Below are 22,384 nucleotides of genomic sequence, written 5' to 3'. Positions count from 1 at the left end.
TTTCGTTACTTCTTGCCCCTCTTTTTGCTTTCCATCATCCGGATATAGGCGGCGCGTGCCTCGGCATTCGGCACATAGGTGTCTTTCGCCTTCTCTTTTTCCGCTTTTCGAAGGTCTTTTTCCATTTGTTTTTCCATTAATCCCCGCGCCTTCGGGTCGATCTTTTCCTCGTACACCTCGCCCTGCTTGGCGAGTTCCTCTTCGCGTGCCTTGGCGATCAAACGGCGCTCCAGTTCTTTTTTCTGGGATTTGGATTTTTCAAGATATTCGTCATAACGGACTTGTTTTTCTTCGGTTTGTTTCTGCGCCCTGGCCAGCTTTTCTCTGAACTTTGAGGCCTTCGTGACCGGTTTTCCGGCCAAGCGCATTTTTTCCAGTTTTGCCTCATATTCGGCAACCATTTTGCTCATCGGCCAAAACTTATTTAATACCAGAGTTGTACCGAGCATCAGTAAGCTGTTGTAAATCCAGTAAAGCAAAACGCAGGCCGGAAACTTGTATGTGATGACACCGGTCAGCAGCGGCATACCGATAGTCATCAGCGGATTCGAAGCAGCATTTGCTCCTGCCATTCCCTCGTTGTTTTTCTTGTTGATCTGGCCCATGTAATAGGCGCTTACAACGCTTGCGAGCACGGTCAGAACCGGAAAAATCCAGTAAACCCAACCCGCGCCTTCCTGTCCGACGCCTAAGCTCAAATCGAGGTTTTTGAAAAGTCCGAGCAGGGACATGTCCAAATGACTCGCCGGTTCGACCAAACCGGAACCCGTGAACCATTCAGGGTTGCTCTTCAAATAACGGAACAGATAGAGCTCTTGATTATAGACCGATATTCCCGGGATCGTCACATGGCTTTTCAGGATTGTGACATCCTGTACCACCTGAGCGGCGCGCGCGCCGATATTGAGCAGAGATCCGCCCAAAAAAGACAACGGTCTGACGATGACCCGGTAAAGGCCGAGAAAGATCGGCAACGGAAGCAGCGACGGCAGACAGCCGCCCATCGGGTTATAACCTTCTTCGGTATAGAGCTTTTGAATCTCTTCGTTCTGGCGCTGCTTGTCGGCGGCGTATTTTTTCTGGATGGCGTTAATTTTCGGCTGAAACCGTACCATTTTTGCCTGAGAGCGCTGACGGTTGATGTCGAGCGGGAACAGGACCGCTTTGAAGATGATCGCGAACAGCAGCACCGCCAAACTGAAGTTGGGCAATATGGTATAGCAAAACTTGAAGATTGCGCCAAGCGGGAGGACGATATAATCCCAAAACCCCATAGCGCTAGTCGCAGTTGTCGCCGCAATTCCCGCTATACCGAATACAGCGGTGCCGAATGCCGTTATCAAATCCATCTCACTTCTTGCCTTTCAAATTCTTGCATCATATGGTTTTTCTGTTGCGGAAAAACCAAAACCGCTCCGGAACCGGATCAACTCCGCCTTTTGAAAACGGATTGCATCGCAGGATTCGCCAGACCGCGAGCAATCCGCCGCCGATGGCTCCGAATGTCTCATAGGCTTCAATGGCGTAGTTTGAGCAGGTGGGGTAATATCTGCAGTTCCCCTTTGACCAGGGCGGCCGCATCTTCTGATAAACGCGGATCAATGCGACAAAGAGCTTTCTCATTGATTTGTGGGCACAACGCCCACGAGTACGCCGGCCTTTTTCAATTGTGCCTGCATGACGGCCGCAATCTCGGGGCTCTTTTTTTTACCCGTGCCCTCCCGGGCCACGAATACCAAGTCCCAACCGCCTTCGATCAGCGGGCAAATACTGCGGTATGCCTCTTTGATCACGCGCCGCGCACGGTTTCGCTCTACCGCGGACCCGATCTTTTTGGCGGCTGTGACGCCGATGCGGGTACGCCTGCCTTTTCCTTTGAAACAATAGCAGATCAAAGCCGGTCCGGCAACGCATTTTCCGCGTCTGTACGCGCGGTGAAATTCCCAGTTTCTGCGCAGTGCAGCTGCGTTACCGACTTGCATTTTTAATAGGACAGGACGTGTCTGCCCTTGGCTCTGCGGCGGGCAAGGACTTTTCTTCCGTTGGCGGTGCTCATGCGTTTGCGGAACCCATGCTCCATCTGCCGCTGCCTTTTCTTCGGCTGGTATGTGCGAAACATACTCATAACTCTTCCCTCCTTTTGATAAACAAACGGGCATAAACCCATAGGGTACATTATATCGAAATAACCCTGCCTTGTCAATGACTTTATCCGCATTTAGCATCATCGGCACAGAAAAATTCTGCAAAAACACAGGGAGTCAACCGACTCCCTTGATAATGAATAGATGCTGTTCCTCAGCGATGCCGTTCCTGTAGAGAATAGTGCGAAGATACGGACATAGATGCCGACCCCTACAAAACGGGCAGATCCGTATAACCAACCCTACTGTTTATAAAGAAAACAAGGGAGTTAATTGACCCCCTCGTTTAAATATTAATAGGAGCTGCGGCAGTATATAGTGAAGCCACTTGTAAATAAAACGTGTGAATAAGCGGTAGCGGCTTCACAATACCGACAAAGATTTTATTTCTTCACCTGTTCTCTCACCGTGCTCGAAAGATCGACCGAGAGATTTTGGCTGTATTCTACGGTTTTGATGCTGCAGTTTTTGCCGATGATGACGTTTTTTCCGCGCACGACATCCGCCGAAGTGTTTTCAAGCTCGATCTCGTCACCCTCAATGGTGCCGATTTCGAGCAGATCGTCTCTTCTGCGCCCGAACCAGAGCCACCCGCATCCGGCGCCCAGTTTCACAGTCAGTTTTCCGCAGCCGATGCTTCCGACATTGCATCTGCCGCCAAGATTGATCTCCACCGTCTCGGCGTTCATCAGTCCCGGGACGCCGCAGCCGCCGCTGACGACGATGCGCTCCGCTTCCATATCGGAAGCCCGGATTGATCCGGATGCCTTGATGGTGCCCGCTTTGATGCTGCCGTCAACTCTTGCCGAGCCCGAGCACGAGACAAATGCTGCTTCCACTTTTCCGCAGCAGTGGAATGAACCCGAGCATTTGACGTCGCCTGAGCTGATGACGTCGCCGACCGCCTTGGCCGAACCCGAGCAGTGCAGATCGGTGCAGGAAATGTTTCCGTTGATTCTGCCCGAACCGCTCACATGGACGCCGCCGTATTCACCTGCGGCAATGGTACCACTGCCGGAGATATGCATATCGTTTTTGCTCATAATAACCATCCTTTCGTTGTAAGCTGTGTTGTATTCGGTGCTTTCAGCGAGAGCCCTGTGTTTTTCGCAGCGGCTTCGCAAATCTCTTGAATGAATGTTTTTAATGTCATTCTTATTTCCTCCTCAATTCCTGCGTGATGTCGATCTCACGGTCGCCGAACTTGATTTTAATCACCGTGATCTGCTCGAAATCATAACCGGTCTCCCCGAATTTTGTGCCGACGATCAGCAGCCGTTTTTTCAGCTCGCCCTCGTTGAATTTTTCCGCAAGGTCCTTTAACGAGGCCTCGTCTTTCGAGCCGATGATCTCATCCATTCGCGCGCAGATCAACTCTTTGTCAAAAAACGTCTCCTGCCCGGTCGGCGCGGCCTTTTTGATAAACCACTCCTCGGGGATCAACCCCATGCGCTTCCAGCGGTAAAGCGCGCCATACGAAACGCCGTATTTATCGAGCAGTTCCTTTTTCGAAATCAGTTCTTTATCCATTAAAATTGAAGACCTCCCCTCCGTCTTTGTCCAAATGCAATATAGCGTAACAATGTGATGTAACAATGTTACGAGACATAGTATATCGTAACATTGTTACGTTGTCAATAGGTTTTATAAAATATTTTAATAAAAAAGAACGCCCGAGAATCCGAGCGTTCCTCAATTGTTTCTATAAAATTATCCCCGCCAATTTTGTTGATATTCGCTGATATCGTGCCCGTCCAGCGAAAGCACCCGGTACAGTTTCCCGTAATCGTCGTTTTCGGCGATCATTTGATCAATCAATTCTTTATGGCCCATTTTTTTGGTGACATTCCACACCGGAAGCACCGGAATCCGGAAATTGCTGTCCCAAGCCGAAATCCCGTCGGCGCCAGCCTCATATATACGCTTCGCCGCGTTGAGATATAGCGACGGCCTTCCGCCCTCCCAGGGCAGTTCGCAGTACAGCCGGACGTTGTGACGATCCGTAACTTCCCGAAATTTCGCAAGATTCGCGCACATGCTTTCGACTTCATTCCCGTGCCTGCGGCGGAGTACCGGTGCATCACTGAGTTTTTCGGACAGTTTTTCAAGATCAATCTCGGACGGCTTATCCGCTTTCATGCAATTTTCGAGGTCTTCAAAATGCGTCATGTTGGACAATATGACGCTGTCGATCAGTCCCTCTTTGGCCCAGGCCCCGATATCAAAACCGGAATTTTTGCAGTTTTCAATATCGTAATAGACATGCACGTTGATCTTCGGTTTCTCTCTGTTTTCCTTTTTCGCAAGGTCATCGAGCGACGCCCGGAGCTTGCGCATAAAGGCGGTCATGAATTTGCACCAGACGCCGTACAGCCGTTTGTCCGCAGCAGGAAGTTCACACGGATTCACACTGGGATACTTCTTTTCAAATGCCTGTATCACGGGCTCTTCAAAGGCAATGTGTATGCCCCGGGTAAAGATGAGCGAAACGCCGTCGAAACCGGCTCTCACCCTTTCCGTCAGCCAGTTCACCTGAAAATCCCGCACTCCGTCAAAGGCATAGGACATCGCGCCATTAATCACCTTTCACCGGCGGTTCACTTGGTTGAATTCGGGATGCTCTCCGACAAACCGGATGGGTTTTATATGATTGAGCGGCGTGCTGAAATTTGCCAGATTCATTCGGTTCGCGGCAAACAGCGCAATTCCGAGGTCATGCGCACACCCGATCATCTCACGGTAAATTTCTTCTTGCTTCTTTTCTTCCTGTTCGGTCTTATATCCCGTATGCTGCAGCGAGACGTCCTGAGAAGCAAAAAGGGCGTCGCTGTCGGCCATGGCGTTGATCATCAGACTGTAATCGCTGATGCTGTTGAAAACATGATCGTCATAAATGCCGGGATCGATCACAATATGCAGCCGCTTGTTTTCTTTGCTTCCGAATTCGTTTTTATACTCGTTGGCTTCCTGTTCGTTCATTGCTTCACAGCGAACCCAAACCAATGCGGAGCTGAACTCGTTATGGTGTTCAACGGTCAGATCCTGCCCCGTCAGATCGGCGCATTTCCAAAGGACCTCTTCCGCATATTCATAAGAACCCCAGCTCTTTTCAGAATTCCTCGAATAGACCGGATAATGGCATCGGTCGGAATCCAGTTTGAAATAGGTGACCGTTTTGCTTTCGATATGTAAAAGGCAAAGGTAGATCCGATGCCACCCCTTAAGGCCGAGCGAAAGCGTGACGGCTCCGGCAGGACTCCCCTTTCGCGCAAGAAGCATGTTACCCTTGTGCTCTTTTGTTTCATACTCCGCTGCCTGCCAACCCGAAGACGAGAGCACACCTGATTTTATCTGCGACTTCAGATCACAGAAAACAACGCTTTTTCCCATTAAAACTCCCGCTTTCGAAAAAATATTATAAAGTCAGTATACCATTTTCCGTAAAAGAAAGAAATCTATTCCGGCATTTTTTTGATTTGAAATACCGTTTGACACCGAACCGTTTCGCCGATATAATCAAGCCGAGGTGATATCATGCCGATCGAATTGAAAAGCCGCCGCGAAGTTTTTTGGGACCAATTTTTGTGGGCAAAACACGAGGGCGTTGAAATTAAAATGCACCGCCCCGAGTACCGCGGGACGGCTTTTAACTGCGACGCGCCCTGGGAGGGCAACGTCTGCGGGTATTTTACCGTTTTAAAAGACGGCGACCTTTTCCGCATGTATTACCGCGCGGCCGATTTGCAGCTGACCCGCAAAGAAGACATCGGCATCGGCCGGTATTGTTATGCCGAAAGCCGCGACGGCAAAACTTTTACCCGCCCCGAACTCGGCATCTGCGAATTTAACGGGAGCCGAAAAAACAACATCATCATTCAAGAGGGCGATCTCGACAACATCTCGTTTTTCATCGACGAAAACCCGAACTGCAAACCGGATGAAAAATACAAGGCGTTGACCGGAGAGCACTGCAAAGAATTGGTGCTGCTGACCTCGCCGGACGGGATTCATTTCACAAGAAGAGAAAAGCTTAATATCGAGGGCGCATTCGACTCGCTCAATCTGGCCTTTTACGATCCGGCTCGCGGCGAATATATGGCTTATTACCGCGATCTGCATAATTATATCGGCGACCAAAAATGGACGGGCATCCGCGATATCCGCAACTCCCGCTCCAAAGATTTTATCCATTGGAAGCACTTCGGGCAACTCCGCTACGGCAAAAACGCGCCCGATTTTCAAATGTACACCAACAATGTCCGCCCTTATGCGCGCGCTTCGCACATGTATATCGGCCTGCCGACGCGCTACATCGAGCGCAACAACGATCCCGAAAATTTCAAATATCTGCCCGACCGCGAACACCGCGAAGCCATCATCAAACAGTGGGGACGCAGCGGCTATGCGATGACCGACACGATGATCATGACCTCGCGCGACGGCCTGCACTTCCGCCGCCCGTCCGAGGCCTATGTCACACCGGGCCCCGAGCGCAATCACAACTGGTATTACGGCGATTGCTATTTTGCAAACGGTCTGTTGCAAACCGCAGGAGATCGCCCGGGCGAACCCGACGAGCTCTCGATCTATGCGGGCGACCACTACCGTGTTGAAACTGTTGAACTGATGCGCTATTCCGTTCGCTTGGACGGCTTTTTCTCGCTTTCGGCGGGGTATCCCGGCGGGCAGATGATCACCAAACCGCTGACGTTTACGGGCGGCCATCTGACCGTCAACTTCGCCACTTCGGCTGCCGGCTATGTCAAAATCACAATCTGCGGCGAAGACGGCACCCCTCTGCCCGACTATGAAAGCTCCCGCCTGTTCGGCGACAGCGTCTGCCGCCCCGTGGATTTCGAAAAGCCGCTCTTATCTCTTTCAGGTAAACCAATTCGTCTTCGTTTTTCCTTATGCGACGCCGATCTCTATTCCATGAAGTTTGAATAAATCATATCAACATTGATAAAAGCGGCCTAATTTAGACCGCTTTTATTTCTTATAACTCACAGATAGGAAATATCTTGAAATATCAATATGCCTGCGTTATAATAAAAAATAACGTGAAACCCCAAACTCCGGATACATAAAAATGTTGATTCAGAAAGGAATTTCGGTATGCAAAACAATGACATTTCCACAGCCGCGCCGAATGAGGCGTTGCCGACAGAGGAACTTGCCGTGTGCAAAAAATGCGGTGCGCAGCGGGAAATCGGAAGCGAACTCTGCCCGTGGTGCGGCGCAGACAAGACCGGAACACAGATTTTACCGTTCAAATTCCGCTTTCCCAAGATTGAACCCAAGGAATCAAAATGGAATCAAAAACGCGCTGTTGTGATAGGAAAAGCCATTCCGATCCTGCTCCTTTCCGTTGTTGTCGGCGCGGCGCTGTATTTTCTGTTTCCGATTCTGTTGGCGCTTTCCACGCTTCTTCGTTATGTTATTATCGTTCTGGCGGTATACATCGGCGTAAGTGTGGGTCTGTCCGTCGGAATATCTGCGATATTCAAACGGCTCATCAACATTTGGGGAAAAGGAAACAGCGCTTGGCTTACCGTTGTCACGTCGATTGTCATCTTTGTCCCCTCCGCGCTACGCAGTACCATTCTGTTTTGGTCCGCGGGGGGCGTCACGGGAATTATGTCTCTGCTCATGGGGCTCGCCCTCCCCATCCTCGGTTTTGTCGGTATTGCGATCTATAATGCAAAGGTCGGAAGCGGCAAATTCTGTCCGTACTGTGATTCTAATTTATACGAGCGCAAGGATGTTTTAAAAATACACAGCTGCAACACCGCCGAATTGCTCAGACGAATCGGCGAAAACGAGCCCAAAAGCGTGTTGTCCGACCTGAATACTCCCGAAATCAGCAAGCACGCTTTCACGGCGGTTGATTTGTGTATCTGCAAAAAACAGGGCTGTCGCCATGCGCAGCTGAATGTATATCAGCATATGATGCATCTGACTTACGATAAACAAAACAACCGTTGGCAGGAAAACGACGTCAATCAGCTCATCGCGGAATTTGAAATATCCGACTTGACTTTCGACTCGTGGGCAGAGGGATGGGACAAAAAGGACAAGTTGGCATAAGATCGAATTTTTAAGACAGGAATAGCAAAAAGATTTTTTGCAAAAACCGAATAAAAAGATACCCGAATCAATATCGGAAAATTATCAGCCTCGATTAAGGGCAGCAATAAAAGTGCCTTCAAATAAAGAAGTATTGAAATACCCGCCGCAGCTTGATTGATGTGGCGGGTGTAATCACTGCACTATCTTGGAAAGTATGCGTATGAAAGATATGGCTTCTTTCGCAGGTAATTTTTATACAATGGTATTCATTCGTCATGAATAATGGCCCAAATAATTGTGTCGCCGCGTGAGCCGTCCTTGTGAATCCTTTCGTGACGCATAGTTCCTTCAAACTTCATGCCGACCTTTTCCATCACTCTGCCGGATGCCGGATTATGGGTGTCATGCTTTGCTTGAATTCTATGAAATCCCACTTCGTTAAATAAAAATGCTATAACAACTTCGACTGCTTCAGTGGTTATACCCTTGCCCCAATACGCTTCACCGATGGAATATCCGAGTTCAGCTGTTTGATGTTTTTCCGACATTCCAACGACCGATATTGAACCGATAACCTGATTCATTTCTTTTAAAACAATCGCCCACATATATCTGTTATCGTTTTTATATTCTTCAATCCAGGATATTAAAAGTTTTTTAGTGGCTTCTACATTTTCGTGAGGATACCAAGACAAAAACCTGCTGACATTTTCATTATTTGCAAAATTATTGAACATATCATCTGCATCAGATAACTCGTATCTGCGCAATATCAATCTTTTTGTTTCAAGAGTTTTTGTTCCGACATAGTTGATCATCCGTCTCACCCCTTTGCAAAAATCTGTGAGTAAAAGTTTACCATATTATCACAAATAAAACAAGTCGGAAAATATCTTCTCAACTTGAGAGTGGTTCGACCCTATATGAAAGCATCAAGGGCACAAATGCAATTATTTTCCTTTCGTAGCGAATTCATTAACGGAAAATGTTGACATATAAAGCCGTTTTATGTTATGCTTGTATCGGACTCGATTTTTGTTTTATCTTGAATATGATCAACAAAAAACAATTCACAATGATTATGGGACTTGGAAGGATCTATAAAGTTATTACTCGTATTAAGGGATTTTTTATCTTCACTCCCGCTCGTCTTTATCATTGTCGGTCTGCGTGTTCATCGCACCGATAGAGAACGCCTCCGATTATTTCAAGCTGTTCATCGGAATACACATTGGTCGTATTATAAAGTCAAATTATTTCATCAATTTTCAATACGAATATCGGAGGTATTAAGTATGTGTTTAAAAGTAAAGTGTCAGAAACTTTCGAATCAGTTAAAAGCAAAATTAATAATGTTTGTTGCAAAGATTAAAACAAAATCGTTGGATCTTTATAAAAGAAAGTATTTTTGGTTTACTGCGGGTTTCTTTTTCATTTTATTTGCAGGTGTTGGAACGTGGGCATTTACTTATTCACAGCAGCCTGCGGTTTTACCGTTCGGCGATTTTAACATAAAAGCCCTTGCAACAGACAAGAATAACTGTATTCCCTCGGAAGCTGCTTTTCTTTTATCTTTTTCCGAACCAACAGATAAAGATAAGATTATTAAGTGGCTTAAAACTTCGCCGCAGATTGAATATACCCTTGAAAAAACAAAAAATGACTTGGAATTTAAATTATTACCGCAGACACATCTCGCTCCCAATACGGTATACACGTTTAGCTATGACCCGATTCAAACGGAACAAAATCTTCCTGTGCGATCAGGAAACAGTTTTGCGTTTCAAACACAAAAAGAATTCGGCATCGAAAAAACACTTCCCCGGGATCAAAGCACAAACGTACCCATAAATTCCGCAATCGAACTCACTTTTAAAAATGATATAAATATTGATGACTTAAAAGATAAAGTTACTTTTCAACCGACACTTAACGGAAACTGGTACAAAATAAATATAAATACATATAGTTTTGCTCCTGATGAAACAATGACTAGCGGTACAGTTTATAAAGTCTGCGTAAATGGAACACTGGCAGATGCTTTGGGAACGCATACATTAGGGGAAGATTTTGTCTTTAAATTTTCGACCGACGAAGGAGATTTAAAGTATAAGTTCCAATTTTTTATCGAAAATGAAAATAATGCCTTTATGACTACGGAAACACCTGCCTTTGATGTGTCTTTTAACAGCATGGCAGATAAAAGCAACGGATTTTCCGTAAAAATATATCAATTTAATGATATCAATAATTATGCAAAAGCGGTAAGCGACAGGTTAAATTATGATTTTTGGGATGGGCAAACGCGTCCGAAAATTGATACTTCGGCATTAAACAAAGTTTACGAAAACCAAATCGAAATTTACGGCGGCGATTATGGCGGAGTGGTAGTTATACCGGAAATATTGCAAAAGGGATTTTATGCGGCAGAGTTTACTCTTGGCGGTTATACAGAAATTTCTTTATTCCAGATTACCGATCTGAGCGCATATGCGGTGAGCGATAAGGATGATCGACTGTTTTGGGTAAACGATTTAGCGACATCTTTACCTGTTTCCGAAGCACAAGTGTCAAAAATTAACGGCGCAAATATCGGCACGACAGACGCACAAGGCATTTTGAAAACGAAAGACCCGGATAATTCATACTATTGTGTGCAAAAAGGCAGCGATCAACTCTTGGTTTCTGTGGGAAAAAATGAAGACGCAAGCGTATTTAACAGATTAGATTATTGGAAATATATTTATGTGGATAAACAACTCTACAAACCCAATGATACACTTAATTTTTTTGGGGTAATTTCGCCAAAACTATCCGGATCTAAAGATATTGATAAAGTTACTGCGGTTGTTGAAAAGTCTTATTGGGATAACGAGAACCAAAGCGAAATAAAAATTGAAGTTAATGTCACAAACGGCGTTTTTGAAGGGCAGATACAGTTGCCGGAATTAGCGCCGGATGATTATTACTTGTCATTTTATTATGATGATAAATATTTAAGCAGTACGTACTTTGAAGTTGATTTGTATAAAAAACCCGCTTATAATATAAAACTTTCTTCAGATAAACCAATCATTTGGGCCGGTGAAGAAGCGAATGTCACAGCGACAGCGGAATATTTTGACGGCACGCCGTTTAGTGGGCTGGATATAAGACTTGACGGCTCGCAATTCAAAACTGACATCAATGGCAGCGTGAGTGTTAAGGTCAACGGCATGTTAAACAGCAATTATCTTATATCAAGCAAGTACATCAGTTCGGAAGCTGTGTTGCCTGAAATAGGTGATGTATATGAAAATATTGATATTTCGGTTGTTAACAGTGATATTGAAATCAATACCACAGCCAAAAGAAACGGAAAGATTTGCAACTTAGGGATTCAAGCGTTCGCTGTAGATTTCAGCGGACTTGATGACATATGGAATAGCAGGGATGGTTATTTAAAAGATTTCGATAGCAACGTATCGCTTAAAATCAACTTTACAAAAATAGAATGGAATAAAATCCCTGCCGGGCAAAAACAATACGACCCGTACACCAAGACATATAGCGAATCATACAGATATGAACGGAGCGAATTGTTTGAATTTGCGCAAAACATTACCGTAAAAGGGAAAGACATTCAATATTTTGATTTTCCGGTTCTTTCCGATCAAGAATATAAAATTAAAATTGAAGGCACGGACAGAAAAGGAAGAGCGTTTATCCGTACGCAGTATCTCCCTTCATCTGAATATTTCGGTGATAATGAACAGCGATTTGTCAATATTAAATCCAATGACAATAAAAATGATTATACCGTCGGGGACGAAGTTTCTCTTTCGCTATATTATAATAATCAAAATAAAATAGAACAGGGAACCGTTCTTTTTATCCGCGCAAGTGACAGAATTATTGATTATACTGTAACGCAGGATAATATACTCAACTTCGTGTTCGATAATAAATATTTACCGAATATCAATGTTTTAGGTGTGCATTTTGACGGCAGGAAATATATTGATACTAATAGTGATTGGGGAAACCATTCAGTCCTTTTAAATAATGAAAGCCGCGCGCTGTTTGTGGATGTATCGCCCGATAAACCGTATTATAAACCGGGAGATACGGCAAAGATTACGCTGACGCTTACTGACGCCGATAATCGTCCGGTTAAGGGTTACATAAATATTAACATGGTTGACGAAGCTTTGCTTTCAATACGCGAACAGTATGTTGACATCAATGCGAGAATTTTTGGCGATCGGTATTATTTTTGGCCGAAAACGGCAATCAGTCATGTTATAGTCGGGGCAAGTTCGGACGGCGGAAAAGGTGGAGAAGGCGAAGGAGAGCGTTCGGATTTCAGAGATACCGCCTTATTCAAAACCCTCGAAACAAATAATAACGGCACAGCGGTACTTGAGGTAAAACTGCCCGATAATATTACTTCGTGGCGTATTTTTTGGCAAGCGTTCCGGCCGGGCGATATTATGGCAGGGAGCGGAAGGACTAATATAATTTCTACCCTGCCCTTCTTTGCAGACATTCGTTTAAACGACACTTTTATTACCGGAGATAAACCAAAACTCGGCATAAGGAACGCGGGAACGGCACTTACAGATGGTAATGTTCAATATACCATTGAAATTCCTTCGCTTAACTTTAATCAGACAGAAACGGGAAAAATATCCGTTTGGACGGAAATAGAGCTGCCGCAGCTTCCGAAGGGCATTCACGATATTACGGTTTCAGCTAAATATAAAGAATATTCAGATAAAATCACCACAAAATTTACCGTTGTTGACAGTGCTATAACCCATATTAAAACCGATACCTTTATGCTTTCTAAAAACAACACAAATATTGATTTGTCCGTAAACGGCACGGTTAATTTAATATTTTCCGACAAACAAAAGGCGCAGGTTATACGAGCCTTACAAAAAATTCGGCATACAAATGCGGTAAGGGTAGAGCAGTTTATCGCAAAAAAGACTGCGGAGGAAATTTTAACGGACACTCCGGTGTACGGCTATTCAAGCGGCACGGATTACACGGCAAAAATAGCAAATTATCAAAATTCAGATGGAAGTATATCTCCATTTACATATTCGACGGCGGAGTTGGAAACAACTGTCTGGGCCTGCGCGGTTTCGGGCGAAAGCTTCAATAAATCCGCAGCGGCAAATTATTTATACGGCCAAATGAACAAATTAAAAAATGAAAACCCGGAAGGATCATCCCTCGCGCTGGCGGGACTTGCCGCCTTGAAAGAACCTGTTTTACAATACATTAACGATTTCAAACAACCGGGTGTTACGGCTGAAGTTAAACTCAATCTTGCCCTTATTCACATATTTTTCGGTGATGGCGGCAATGCGAAAGAAATCGTCAGTGAACTTATAACCGATTTTTGCAAGGTTGCCGGTAATACAATGTATTGGGACGCGAACGAGCGCGAGGAAACAATTAAATTTACCGCCAATCTGGCGGCAGCAGCGGTGCTGCTTGATATGCCCGAAGGAGATCTGCTGTTCCAATATGTCCTTGAAAACAAGGGTGTGGATGATCTGTATTTGCTGCAGCAAGTGATGGTATTAAAACATAAAGCGCAAAAAGTTAATGCCGATTGCGCCACTTTTACCTATACTCTTGACAGTGAGGAAAAAGAAATAAAACTGTGGGTAAGTCACTCGCTTATGCTCACAGCGGAGCAGTTACGGGAAATTAAATTTAACGGCATTGAACAGGAAATTGAAGTTTCCGTTAGCTATACCGCATCCGGATTCCCGCAAGGTAATGTGTCACCATTATTATATGTTAATCAAAAGTACCCTAATGAAATAGACTCTGCGACGCAACGATTCGTTACGGGCGAAATTGGTTATGGAATAACCGCCGAAGCGCCTGACGGGTATTATAATATCATACATATGATGCCTGCCGGACTTGATTTTTTAGGGATAGATCGGTCTATGGCGGGCAAAAATGTGTGGGTGTCGGAAGTTAAGGGCAAACAAATTACATTTACAGTTTATAAATGCAAAGAACCACGAACAGGCAATATTATTTTCAACACAAAACCAACGATGACAGGCAGTTTCAAGAGTGAAGGTTCTTATATTATTAACGCAACAAAACCCGAAATTATCAACAAAGCGGAGGGCGGTGTAATTGACATAAAATGAAAAAATACGGTTTATTGTTTTTTGTGATTATATTTTGTTTTAATTTATTTTTCGCTTATTCAACCGCCCCGGAACCGCGTAAAATCAAAGCGCTGATCGTGCCGCATGATGTGGTTGCAATTAAATTAGCGGAAGACGGAATCAACTCTATTGTTGCCGATAATCCAAAGACGATTATTTTAGTGGGTCCGAATCATACCGCAAACGGCCCGAAAATCGCGTCAACGTGCGATGGTTCAACACTCTACAATCAAATCGGGGTAAATGACGAATTAATTAAAAACGAACATAGTATTACAAATCTTATTCCAATTATTGAGCAGTATCTGCCGAATTCAAATATTATCCCGATTATTTTCCAAAAGGGCGCATCCTATAACATTGCGAAAAAAGTAATGGAAACAGCATTTTCGGAACCGGATGTAATTATCGTTGCATCAATAGATTTTTCGCATGGATTATATACGCAAGATGAACAAGTGAACCGCGCCAAGATGGAAGAATATATAAAAAGCTTTGATTCATCAGCTATTATGGGACTTGACGAAACATATCTTGATGCCCCTGTTGTACTTGCTGCCATATTGGAATTATTGAAAGACTGTTCTGTAGATATCGCTGCAAGTACAAACGCCGCTGAAGTATTAGGCATGGAAATACAAGACGCAACAGGATATTTAACAGTGGTTTTTTATGAAAATAATTATTGATAAATTATAGAAAAATACAGGCGAGAAATCAAAGTGTTTTTATCGATTCTTCCAATAATCCTTATTCTGTTTTTTGCCCCACGCGACCGACTTTTTATATTTTTTCCGATTGTACATGTTCAATGTAAAGTTTTTAATGTCCCTAGATAATTGTTTGCCGAAGAACAGCAAAAACACCGCGACTGATGCAATCACCGACGCGCGTATCGCCCATGGCCCGAGAATCAACATCAGTAAAAAATACAGCGCGTCAACATATGCCAGCCACTTGATTTTAATCGGCAGCACGAAAAACAGATTGATCTGATAATTGGGATAAAAAACCGCAAACGCGAAAAACAGCGACAAGTTCAAAAACGTGTTTACGTTATATCCGGAAATAAATCCCGCGGCAATTAAAAACAGAATGCAGAAATAATAATACAGGTTGAACTTTGCCGCACCCCACTCGTTTTCGAGTGAGTTACCGATCATCCAGTAAAAATACAGTACGAAAAAAATGAAGAAAAGGCCTGTCAGCCCCGCCTGGCTCGGCGGAATAAAGATAAAAGAAATCACCCGCCAAACTTGCCCCTGTAAAATCAGGCTGCGGTCAAATTCCAACAGCTGGGACAGTGTAGTGCTGAATCTCGAGCCCATCAAAATATCAATCAAAAACACCAAGAACTGCCCCGATGCGATGTAGAGCATCAGGTTTTTGACTGCGATTTTTCTGAACCTGTAAGCCAGTTTGTCTAAAAACGCCATAACTAATTCCTCAATGCCTGCAATACCGCGGGGATGCGCCCGCCGCGTTTGATCATTTTTTCGGGGGACCAGGTGTTGATCTCCATGACCGGCGCGCTGCCGAGCAGTCCGCCGAAAGAAACCTCGTCGCCGACCTTTTTTCCGATTGCCGGAATCACGCGCACTGCCGTCGTCTTGGAATTAACGACCCCGATGCTGGCTTCGTCGGCAATCAGCGCCGAGATCACCGCTGCGCTCGTGTCGCCCGGAACGGCGATCATATCAAGACCCACCGAGCAGACCGCCGTCATGGCCTCCAGCTTTTCAATACGCAGTGAACCGCGCCTTGCCGCCGCGATCATGCCCGCATCTTCGCTGACCGGGATAAACGCGCCCGAGAGCCCGCCGACGTGCGAGCTTGCCATGATTCCGCCCTTTTTAACCGCGTCGTTGAGCAGTGCCAGCGCGGCGGTGGTGCCGCAGCAGCCGGTGCTCTCAAGGCCTATTATTTCCAGAATCTCGGCGACCGAATCACCCACGGCGGGTGTCGGCGCCAAAGATAAATCGACAATTCCGAATTCGACGCCGAGCCGATTGGCCGCGAGTTCCGCGACAAGCTGACCCATTCGCGTGATTTTAAAAGCCGTCTTTTTGATGATGTTCGCCGCCTGCGCCAAATCGCAGTCGCCCGCTTCACGAAGCGCGGCCGCCACAACACCCGGCCCCGAGACGCCTACGTTGATCGCACATTCCGGTTCGCCGGTACCGTGAAACGCTCCCGCCATAAACGGGTTATCTTCAACCGCGTTTGCGAACACGACGAGTTTTGCGCAGCCGATGCAGTCGCGGTCTTTGGTTGCTTCTGCGGTCTTTTTGATGATCTCGCCCATCAGCGCCACCGCATCCATGTTGATGCCGGCCCGCGTTGTCGCCACATTGATGCTCGAGCAGACCAGCTTCGTATCGGACAGTGCCTGCGGAATTGCCTCGATCAGCGCCAGATCGCCGCCGGAAAAACCCTTCTGAACGAGCGCCGAAAATCCGCCGAGAAAATCCACGCCGGTGGTTTTTGCGGCTCTGTCGAGCGTGAGCGCCAACTCAAACGGATCGGCGGTCGCGCATAACATTGCGGCGGGCGTGACCGAGATGCGTTTGTTGATGATCGGAATGCCGTATTCGGCTCCGATGCCCTCACAGACCCCGGAAAGCCGTCCGGCTTTTGTTGTAATCTTTTCATAGACTGCGGCGCAGGTGGATTTACTGTCGCCCCGGATGCAGTCGAGCAGCGAAATCCCCATCGTCACCGTGCGGATATCCAGGTTTTGATCTTTGATCATCCCCACGGTCTCGAGAATATCGTGTATATCGCGTTTATTCATGGTTATAATCCGTCCTTAAAAGGGTTGCTTATACGTGGTGCATGGTGTCGAAAACCTCTTGTGAGATCACATAGACCACCAACCCCATCCGTTCGCCCTCGGCCTTGAGCGCCGCGGCGAAATCCGCCAGTTTAATGGTGGCTTCGGCCATGTCGACGAGCATCAGCATCGCAAAAATATCGTCCAGAATCGTCTGGTTGACGTCGGTGACGTTAATTCGGTTTTCGGCGCATTTTGCCGAAATTTTTGCCAATATTCCTACCGTATCTTTACCCAAAACGGTGATCACTGCTTTCAAAATGATGACCTCCCTTTTGCGGCCGTGAAATATGCTTTTCCGGCTGCCGCTCATGTTAATAAAAAGATTATACCATGTTTTTTATATTATGGAAAGTATAATTGCCGTTTGCTTTGGGAAAATAAGAACACATCCTGTTTTAGGAGGTTACTTTTTATGGTCATCGATAGAATCGCATTGATCATCATGATAATCGGAGGTCTGAACTGGGGCAGTGTCGGATTATTCAACACTGACCTGGTAGCGCTTGCCTTCGGCAGCGGAAGCACCGCTGCACGCATCATCTATGCACTCGTCGGCATTGCGGCACTTTGGTGCATCTCTCTGTTGTTCAGAGAGCGCAGCGCAATCACCGAGGATCACGTGGAAGCGGAAGCCCGCAGCACCAAAGATTAATAATCACCGATTGAAATTCGGATGCGATGTTTTCCTTCGATAAAAAAGGAAAATTGCGGCGGCGCAAATTTTGCGCCGCCGTTGTTTTTAGATAAAAAAACACGGAATTTCAAATTTTATCGATATCTGTTCTGCACTCCCGTAGGGGCGATTTGCAATCATCCGTTTCCTATTTCACCGCGGGGTACCTTACTTTTTACCTATTTATAATTTACTCACAGACTAGCACCCGCACGATGCGGGCGATTAATAATCGCCCCTGCATATTAAAAAACTTTATGCGAAACGGCGGCGCTAATTCTCGCGCCGCCGTTTTTGTTTTAAAAATTGCGATATTAATACATATCCATTCCCGGATTGCCGCCCATCGGCGCCGGGGGAGGTGTGGGTTCTTTCTTGTCCGCGACCAGGGATTCGGTCGTCAGAATCATCGAGGCAACCGACGCGGCGTTTTGCAGCGCGGAACGCACGACTTTTGTCGGGTCGACGATGCCGCAGTCGATCATATCGCAATAGGTCTCTTTATAGGCGTCGAAACCATAACCGGTCTTGCGGCTTGCTCTGATTTTATTGACGATGACAGAGCCCTCAAGGCCCGCGTTTTCAGCGATCTGGCGAATCGGTTCTTCCAGCGTTTTCAGAATAATTCTGACGCCGGTCTTTTCGTCGCCGTCAACCTGCGCGATCAGCTTTTCGACAGCCGCCGCCGCGTTCAGCAGCGCAACACCGCCGCCCGCGACGATGCCCTCTTCCACGGCCGCTTTGGTCGCGGAGAGTGCGTCTTCCATGCGCAGTTTCTTTTCTTTCATCTCGACTTCGGTAGCCGCGCCGACTTTGATGACGGCGACGCCGCCGGAGAGCTTGGCAAGGCGTTCCTGCAGCTTCTCGCGGTCGAAATCGGAGGTGGTTGTCTCGATCTGGGACTTGATCTGGTCGATGCGGGCCTTGATCTCTTTGGGATCGCCCGTGCCGTCGACGATGATGGTGTTCTCTTTGCCGGCTTTGACCTGACGCGCTCTGCCGAGCATCTGAACCTTGGCTTCTTTCAGGTCCATTCCGAGTTCTTCGGAGATGACCTGACCGCCGGTCAGGGTCGCGATGTCACGCAGCATTTCCTTGCGGCGATCGCCGAAACCGGGTGCTTTGATCGCGACGCAGGTAAACGTTCCGCGCAGCTTATTGACGAGGATCGTGGCAAGGGCTTCACCCTCGACATCCTCGGCGATGATGACCAGTTTTTTGCCGGCCTGGACGATTTGCTCGAGCAGCGGAAGAACGTCCTGAATATTACTGATTTTACGGTCGGTGATGAGGATGAACGGGTCATCGATGACGGCTTCCATCTTCTCGGTGTCGGTAACCATGTACGGGGAGATATAGCCGCGGTCAAACTGCATGCCGTCAACGACATCGCAAAGAGTCTCGGCGGTCTTGGATTCCTCGATGGTGATGACGCCGTTTGAGCTGACTTTGCTCATGGCTTCGGCAATCATGTTGCCGATAAATTCGTCGCCCGAAGAAACGGTCGCGACACGCGCGATATCCTGGCTTCCGTCGACCGTGCGGGAATTTTTTTTGATCTCCGCAACAGCAGTGTCGACCGCTTTGGCGAGACCTTTCTTGATGATCATCGGGTTTGCGCCCGCAGCGACATTCTTCATGCCTTCGCGAACGATTGCCTGAGCAAGCAAAGTTGCCGTAGTGGTGCCGTCGCCGGCGGCGTCGTTGGTCTTGGTTGCGACTTCGCGGATCAGCTGCGCACCCATGTTTTCGAAAGCATCGTCAAGTTCAATTTCCTTGGCGATAGTGACGCCGTCGTTTGTAATCAACGGCGCACCGAATTTTTTATCCAAAACAACGTTTCTGCCCTTGGGGCCAAGGGTGATTTTGACGGTGTTCGACAATTTGTCGACACCCGCCTGCAGGGACTTTCTGGCGTCCTCGCCGTATACAATAACTTTTGCCATGGTCATTCGGTTCCTTTCGATTATTCTACAATCGCGAGAATATCGGACTGGCGCACGACGTTGTATTCGACGCCGTCCATTTTGACTTCCGTTCCGCTGTACTTGCTGGTAATGACCTTGTCGCCCACTTTGACATACATGGTGACGTCATTGCCGTCGACTTTGCCGCCCGGACCGACCGCTATCACTTCGGCGACCTGGGGCTTTTCTTTTGCGGAGCCGGCCAGAATAATGCCGCTCTTTGTGGTTTCTTCCGCCTCGACCAGCTTCAGAACGACTCTGTCGGCCAACGGTTTGATCTTCATGTTCTTTTCCTCCCTGTGAAGAAATAATTTAATCGTAAAATTAGCACTAACCTTTTGTGAGTGCTAAGCACATTTTATACCCGCTCCCGCCTGTTGTCAAGGGGGTGCCCCAAGATTTTCCGTGATTTTTTTGTGATGGAATCAGTAATTTTCAGTGGGCAAGATTGACATCATTGTAAAATGATATTATAATGTAGCCGTTATAAAAATCGTCTTTGGGAGGCCGATTTGTGAAAAAAATAGTTATTTGGGCTTTGTCATTTTCGCTTTTGCTGGGGCTGATGCCCGGTTGTTCGCAGAGAGGTCCCAAAAGCACTCTCACACCGCCCGCAGTTTCGGGCGATCTCGCCAACGATTATGTTACGCGTCAAACCATACGCGGCGATATTAAAAAGACCATTAAATCCACAACGGCTTCTACATATCGTTCGACAAAAGCGGCGACAGCCTATTATAAAGTGAGCGGAACGATTAAAAAGGTCAATATCGAATGGGGTGCCAAAGTCAAAGCCGGCGACGTCCTTGCTACGCTTGTAGAAGCGGAGAAATACAAAGTGGATTTAGCCAAAGCGAAACAGGAGCTTGACGTCGCGGAGATCAAGCTCAATCAGGCAAAAACAGCCGCCGAAGGCGGCGGTGAAGTGGCTCTTGCTCAGTTGAAATGGCAGCAGGCGCAAAATGATTATGAGTCTTCCAAAAATAAAAACGAACAACTCCGCCTGAATGCCGAAATGCTCAAAGCCACTTATGACAACCTGTTACTTACATCCAAAAACAATTATAGCGACTTCCAATATAATTATCAGATATTAAAAGACCGATATAACGCGGCTCAGGCTAAATATGACGCATGCTTTATCAAAGCGCCTATCTCGGGTGAAATCACCTGGCTCAGCCGTTATCTGACTGAAGGAGCCGCAGTCAAAGCATATGAACAGGCGGCGACCGTTGAAAGCAACGGTGACCTCACTCATATCTACAACGGCAGTTCCAGCGATTCCGCTTATCTCTCTGCCGGAGATGTCGTCACGGTCATCACCGATGACGACGTGGAGTATCAGGGCCGGGTGCTTTTTACGCCGGATACACTGCCCGGTGATATCAACTACAGTTTCGGAGGTAGCGGCGAAAATTTCCCGTATATCATTAAGCTGATCGGCTTTGATTATTCCCAAAAAGGAATCGGTGATAACGGCGGCGATCTCGTTATCGTTCTTCAGGATCATAAAAATGCCGTTTTACTGGAATCCTATCTGCTTAAATCATATAAAGACGAAAACAACCGGGATATCTACTACGTCAATGTTTTAATAAACGGGGTTCCTATCAAAAAACCTATTACCATCGGAATTAAAAACAACGATTACACCGAAGTCACCTCCGGGCTGGACGAAGGCGCAGAAGTGATCTATATCGCATCTTAAAAGGAAACGAAGAAAAGCGCCGGAATACGGCGCTTTTTTTGTCGCTTAAACCTTAAAGAACTGTAACGGAACCGAACGCGCTGTCCGCGTTGATAAATACAGTCGGGGCGCCGGAGAGGCCGCAGTCGGTGTGCAAATTTCTGGAGCCCCCGAACACATTGTCGCCACCGAGCTTTACATTGACGTTGTTTGGCAGATAGACCTTTATAGTGCCAAACGCCGTGTTGACACTCACTGTGACATCACCTTCAATGATTGCGCCCCTCAAATCCAGTTCCAAGCCGCCGAACACCGCAGAGTAACTTCCGCCGGTAAATTTCTTGCCGCTAAAGGAATATTTCCTGTCGCTGAATATCGCGGTCTCGTCTCCGTCGCAATTGTGATCACATCTCACCCGAAAATGACGATGGCGGATCGCTCTCGTCAGTACCATCAAGCCGATGATCACAATGATGACCGGCAGAATCAGCTTATTCAGAATTTCTCCGGCCACATAACCGGATTTCCATAAAAACAGCATAATGCCCGCCGCGAGCCCGAATAACGCCCCGCTTCGGATGCCGTCGGTGATCAGCCAAATCAGACAGGGGATGATGATAAAGAATGCCCACCAGCCGCCCGCTGCCGCCGGAAGCACGCCGGTTACGGTCAGCGCATAGGCAAGACCGCACAGTATCAGCGCGACACCCCATAAAACCGTTCTCAATTTGCTTCTCATATTCCATTCTCCTTATGTAAATTTTTTTAGGGTCTTGACTAGAACAGCAAGAGGTAGTAAGCTGTAAACGAGGTCGAGATC

At 46.7% G+C, this 22,384-nt stretch carries 21 protein-coding genes; 6 read left to right on the top strand and 15 right to left on the bottom strand.

Annotated features, from left to right (window positions below; all coding sequences use genetic code 11):
* Positions 1-5 precede the first annotated feature (5 nt).
* The 8 genes from yidC to PKH29_07775 all read right to left on the bottom strand — a co-directional run bounded on the left by yidC (position 6) and on the right by PKH29_07775 (position 5,534).
* On the bottom strand, positions 6-1,349 hold the full coding sequence (yidC, locus tag PKH29_07810) for a membrane protein insertase YidC (protein HNX14746.1): 1,344 nt from the start codon (positions 1,347-1,349) through the stop codon (positions 6-8).
* Positions 1,350-1,377: 28 nt separating this feature from the next.
* Positions 1,378-1,623 carry a membrane protein insertion efficiency factor YidD gene (yidD, locus tag PKH29_07805; protein ID HNX14745.1) on the bottom strand — a complete coding sequence of 82 codons (246 nt, stop codon included), beginning with the start codon at positions 1,621-1,623 and terminating at the stop codon, positions 1,378-1,380.
* A complete protein-coding gene (rnpA, locus tag PKH29_07800; GenBank protein HNX14744.1) occupies positions 1,620-1,982 on the bottom strand; it encodes a ribonuclease P protein component in 363 nt (120 codons plus the stop codon). The genes yidD and rnpA overlap by 4 nt, the downstream gene beginning before the upstream one ends.
* Positions 1,983-1,984: 2 nt before the next feature.
* Positions 1,985-2,119: a 50S ribosomal protein L34 gene (rpmH, locus tag PKH29_07795; protein HNX14743.1), complete on the bottom strand. Its 135-nt coding sequence runs from the start codon at positions 2,117-2,119 to the stop codon at positions 1,985-1,987.
* Positions 2,120-2,527: 408 nt separating this feature from the next.
* On the bottom strand, positions 2,528-3,187 hold the full coding sequence (locus PKH29_07790; protein ID HNX14742.1) for a polymer-forming cytoskeletal protein: 660 nt from the start codon (positions 3,185-3,187) through the stop codon (positions 2,528-2,530).
* 112 nt (positions 3,188-3,299) lie between these two features.
* Positions 3,300-3,674: a DUF4004 family protein gene (locus tag PKH29_07785; GenBank protein ID HNX14741.1), complete on the bottom strand. Its 375-nt coding sequence runs from the start codon at positions 3,672-3,674 to the stop codon at positions 3,300-3,302.
* A 180-nt stretch (positions 3,675-3,854) separates the two neighbouring features.
* Entirely contained in the window at positions 3,855-4,712 is an 858-nt protein-coding gene (locus tag PKH29_07780) for a hypothetical protein (protein ID HNX14740.1), read from the bottom strand.
* Positions 4,713-4,730: 18 nt separating this feature from the next.
* On the bottom strand, positions 4,731-5,534 hold the full coding sequence (locus PKH29_07775; GenBank protein ID HNX14739.1) for a hypothetical protein: 804 nt from the start codon (positions 5,532-5,534) through the stop codon (positions 4,731-4,733).
* Positions 5,535-5,678: 144 nt separating this feature from the next.
* On the opposite strand from PKH29_07775, the gene PKH29_07770 reads away from it, so the two are divergent.
* Positions 5,679-7,091 carry a hypothetical protein gene (locus tag PKH29_07770; GenBank protein HNX14738.1) on the top strand — a complete coding sequence of 471 codons (1,413 nt, stop codon included), beginning with the start codon at positions 5,679-5,681 and terminating at the stop codon, positions 7,089-7,091.
* Between the two features lie 168 nt (positions 7,092-7,259).
* Positions 7,260-8,231, top strand: a complete 972-nt coding sequence (locus PKH29_07765; protein ID HNX14737.1) for a sulfite exporter TauE/SafE family protein — start codon at positions 7,260-7,262, stop codon at positions 8,229-8,231.
* A 248-nt stretch (positions 8,232-8,479) separates the two neighbouring features.
* Here the strand turns inward: PKH29_07765 and PKH29_07760 are convergent, their stop codons facing one another.
* Positions 8,480-9,031: a GNAT family N-acetyltransferase gene (locus tag PKH29_07760; GenBank protein HNX14736.1), complete on the bottom strand. Its 552-nt coding sequence runs from the start codon at positions 9,029-9,031 to the stop codon at positions 8,480-8,482.
* A 477-nt stretch (positions 9,032-9,508) separates the two neighbouring features.
* Between PKH29_07760 and PKH29_07755 the strand changes: the two genes are divergently transcribed.
* Positions 9,509-14,380, top strand: coding sequence for an Ig-like domain-containing protein (locus tag PKH29_07755; protein HNX14735.1), 4,872 nt, complete (start codon positions 9,509-9,511; stop codon positions 14,378-14,380).
* Positions 14,377-15,090 (top strand): AmmeMemoRadiSam system protein B, encoded by a 714-nt coding sequence (gene amrB / locus PKH29_07750; GenBank protein ID HNX14734.1) that lies wholly within the window; start codon positions 14,377-14,379, stop codon positions 15,088-15,090. Before PKH29_07755 ends, amrB begins: the two co-directional genes overlap by 4 nt.
* 39 nt (positions 15,091-15,129) lie before the next feature.
* On the opposite strand, the gene PKH29_07745 is transcribed toward amrB, so the two are convergent.
* From PKH29_07745 to PKH29_07735, 3 genes are read right to left on the bottom strand one after another with little or no spacing between them, the layout of a single operon-like run.
* Positions 15,130-15,837, bottom strand: a complete 708-nt coding sequence (locus PKH29_07745) for a hypothetical protein (GenBank protein ID HNX14733.1) — start codon at positions 15,835-15,837, stop codon at positions 15,130-15,132.
* A 2-nt stretch (positions 15,838-15,839) separates the two neighbouring features.
* The gene (locus tag PKH29_07740) at positions 15,840-17,195 is read right to left on the bottom strand and encodes a PFL family protein (GenBank protein HNX14732.1); all 1,356 of its coding nucleotides are present in this window, start codon (positions 17,193-17,195) and stop codon (positions 15,840-15,842) included.
* Positions 17,196-17,223: 28 nt separating this feature from the next.
* Positions 17,224-17,484, bottom strand: a complete 261-nt coding sequence (locus tag PKH29_07735; protein HNX14731.1) for an ACT domain-containing protein — start codon at positions 17,482-17,484, stop codon at positions 17,224-17,226.
* A gap of 165 nt (positions 17,485-17,649) precedes the next feature.
* On the opposite strand from PKH29_07735, the gene PKH29_07730 reads away from it, so the two are divergent.
* On the top strand, positions 17,650-17,889 hold the full coding sequence (locus PKH29_07730) for a DUF378 domain-containing protein (GenBank protein HNX14730.1): 240 nt from the start codon (positions 17,650-17,652) through the stop codon (positions 17,887-17,889).
* Positions 17,890-18,224: 335 nt separating this feature from the next.
* Here the strand turns inward: PKH29_07730 and groL are convergent, their stop codons facing one another.
* Positions 18,225-19,856 (bottom strand): chaperonin GroEL, encoded by a 1,632-nt coding sequence (gene groL, locus PKH29_07725; GenBank protein ID HNX14729.1) that lies wholly within the window; start codon positions 19,854-19,856, stop codon positions 18,225-18,227.
* 20 nt (positions 19,857-19,876) lie between these two features.
* Positions 19,877-20,161, bottom strand: a complete 285-nt coding sequence (locus PKH29_07720) for a co-chaperone GroES (protein HNX14728.1) — start codon at positions 20,159-20,161, stop codon at positions 19,877-19,879.
* A 230-nt stretch (positions 20,162-20,391) separates the two neighbouring features.
* On the opposite strand from PKH29_07720, the gene PKH29_07715 reads away from it, so the two are divergent.
* On the top strand, positions 20,392-21,585 hold the full coding sequence (locus PKH29_07715) for a biotin/lipoyl-binding protein (GenBank protein ID HNX14727.1): 1,194 nt from the start codon (positions 20,392-20,394) through the stop codon (positions 21,583-21,585).
* A 52-nt stretch (positions 21,586-21,637) separates the two neighbouring features.
* On the opposite strand, the gene PKH29_07710 is transcribed toward PKH29_07715, so the two are convergent.
* The gene (locus PKH29_07710) at positions 21,638-22,303 is read right to left on the bottom strand and encodes a LiaF-related protein (GenBank protein HNX14726.1); all 666 of its coding nucleotides are present in this window, start codon (positions 22,301-22,303) and stop codon (positions 21,638-21,640) included.
* Positions 22,304-22,384: the final 81 nt, after the last annotated feature.

The sequence above is a fragment of the Oscillospiraceae bacterium genome (genome assembly GCA_035353335.1).
Classification (GTDB): Bacteria; Bacillota; Clostridia; order Oscillospirales; family JAKOTC01; genus DAOPZJ01.
Note: the sequence above shows the minus strand (reverse complement) of the source record. Positions and strands in the feature narration are given on the sequence as shown.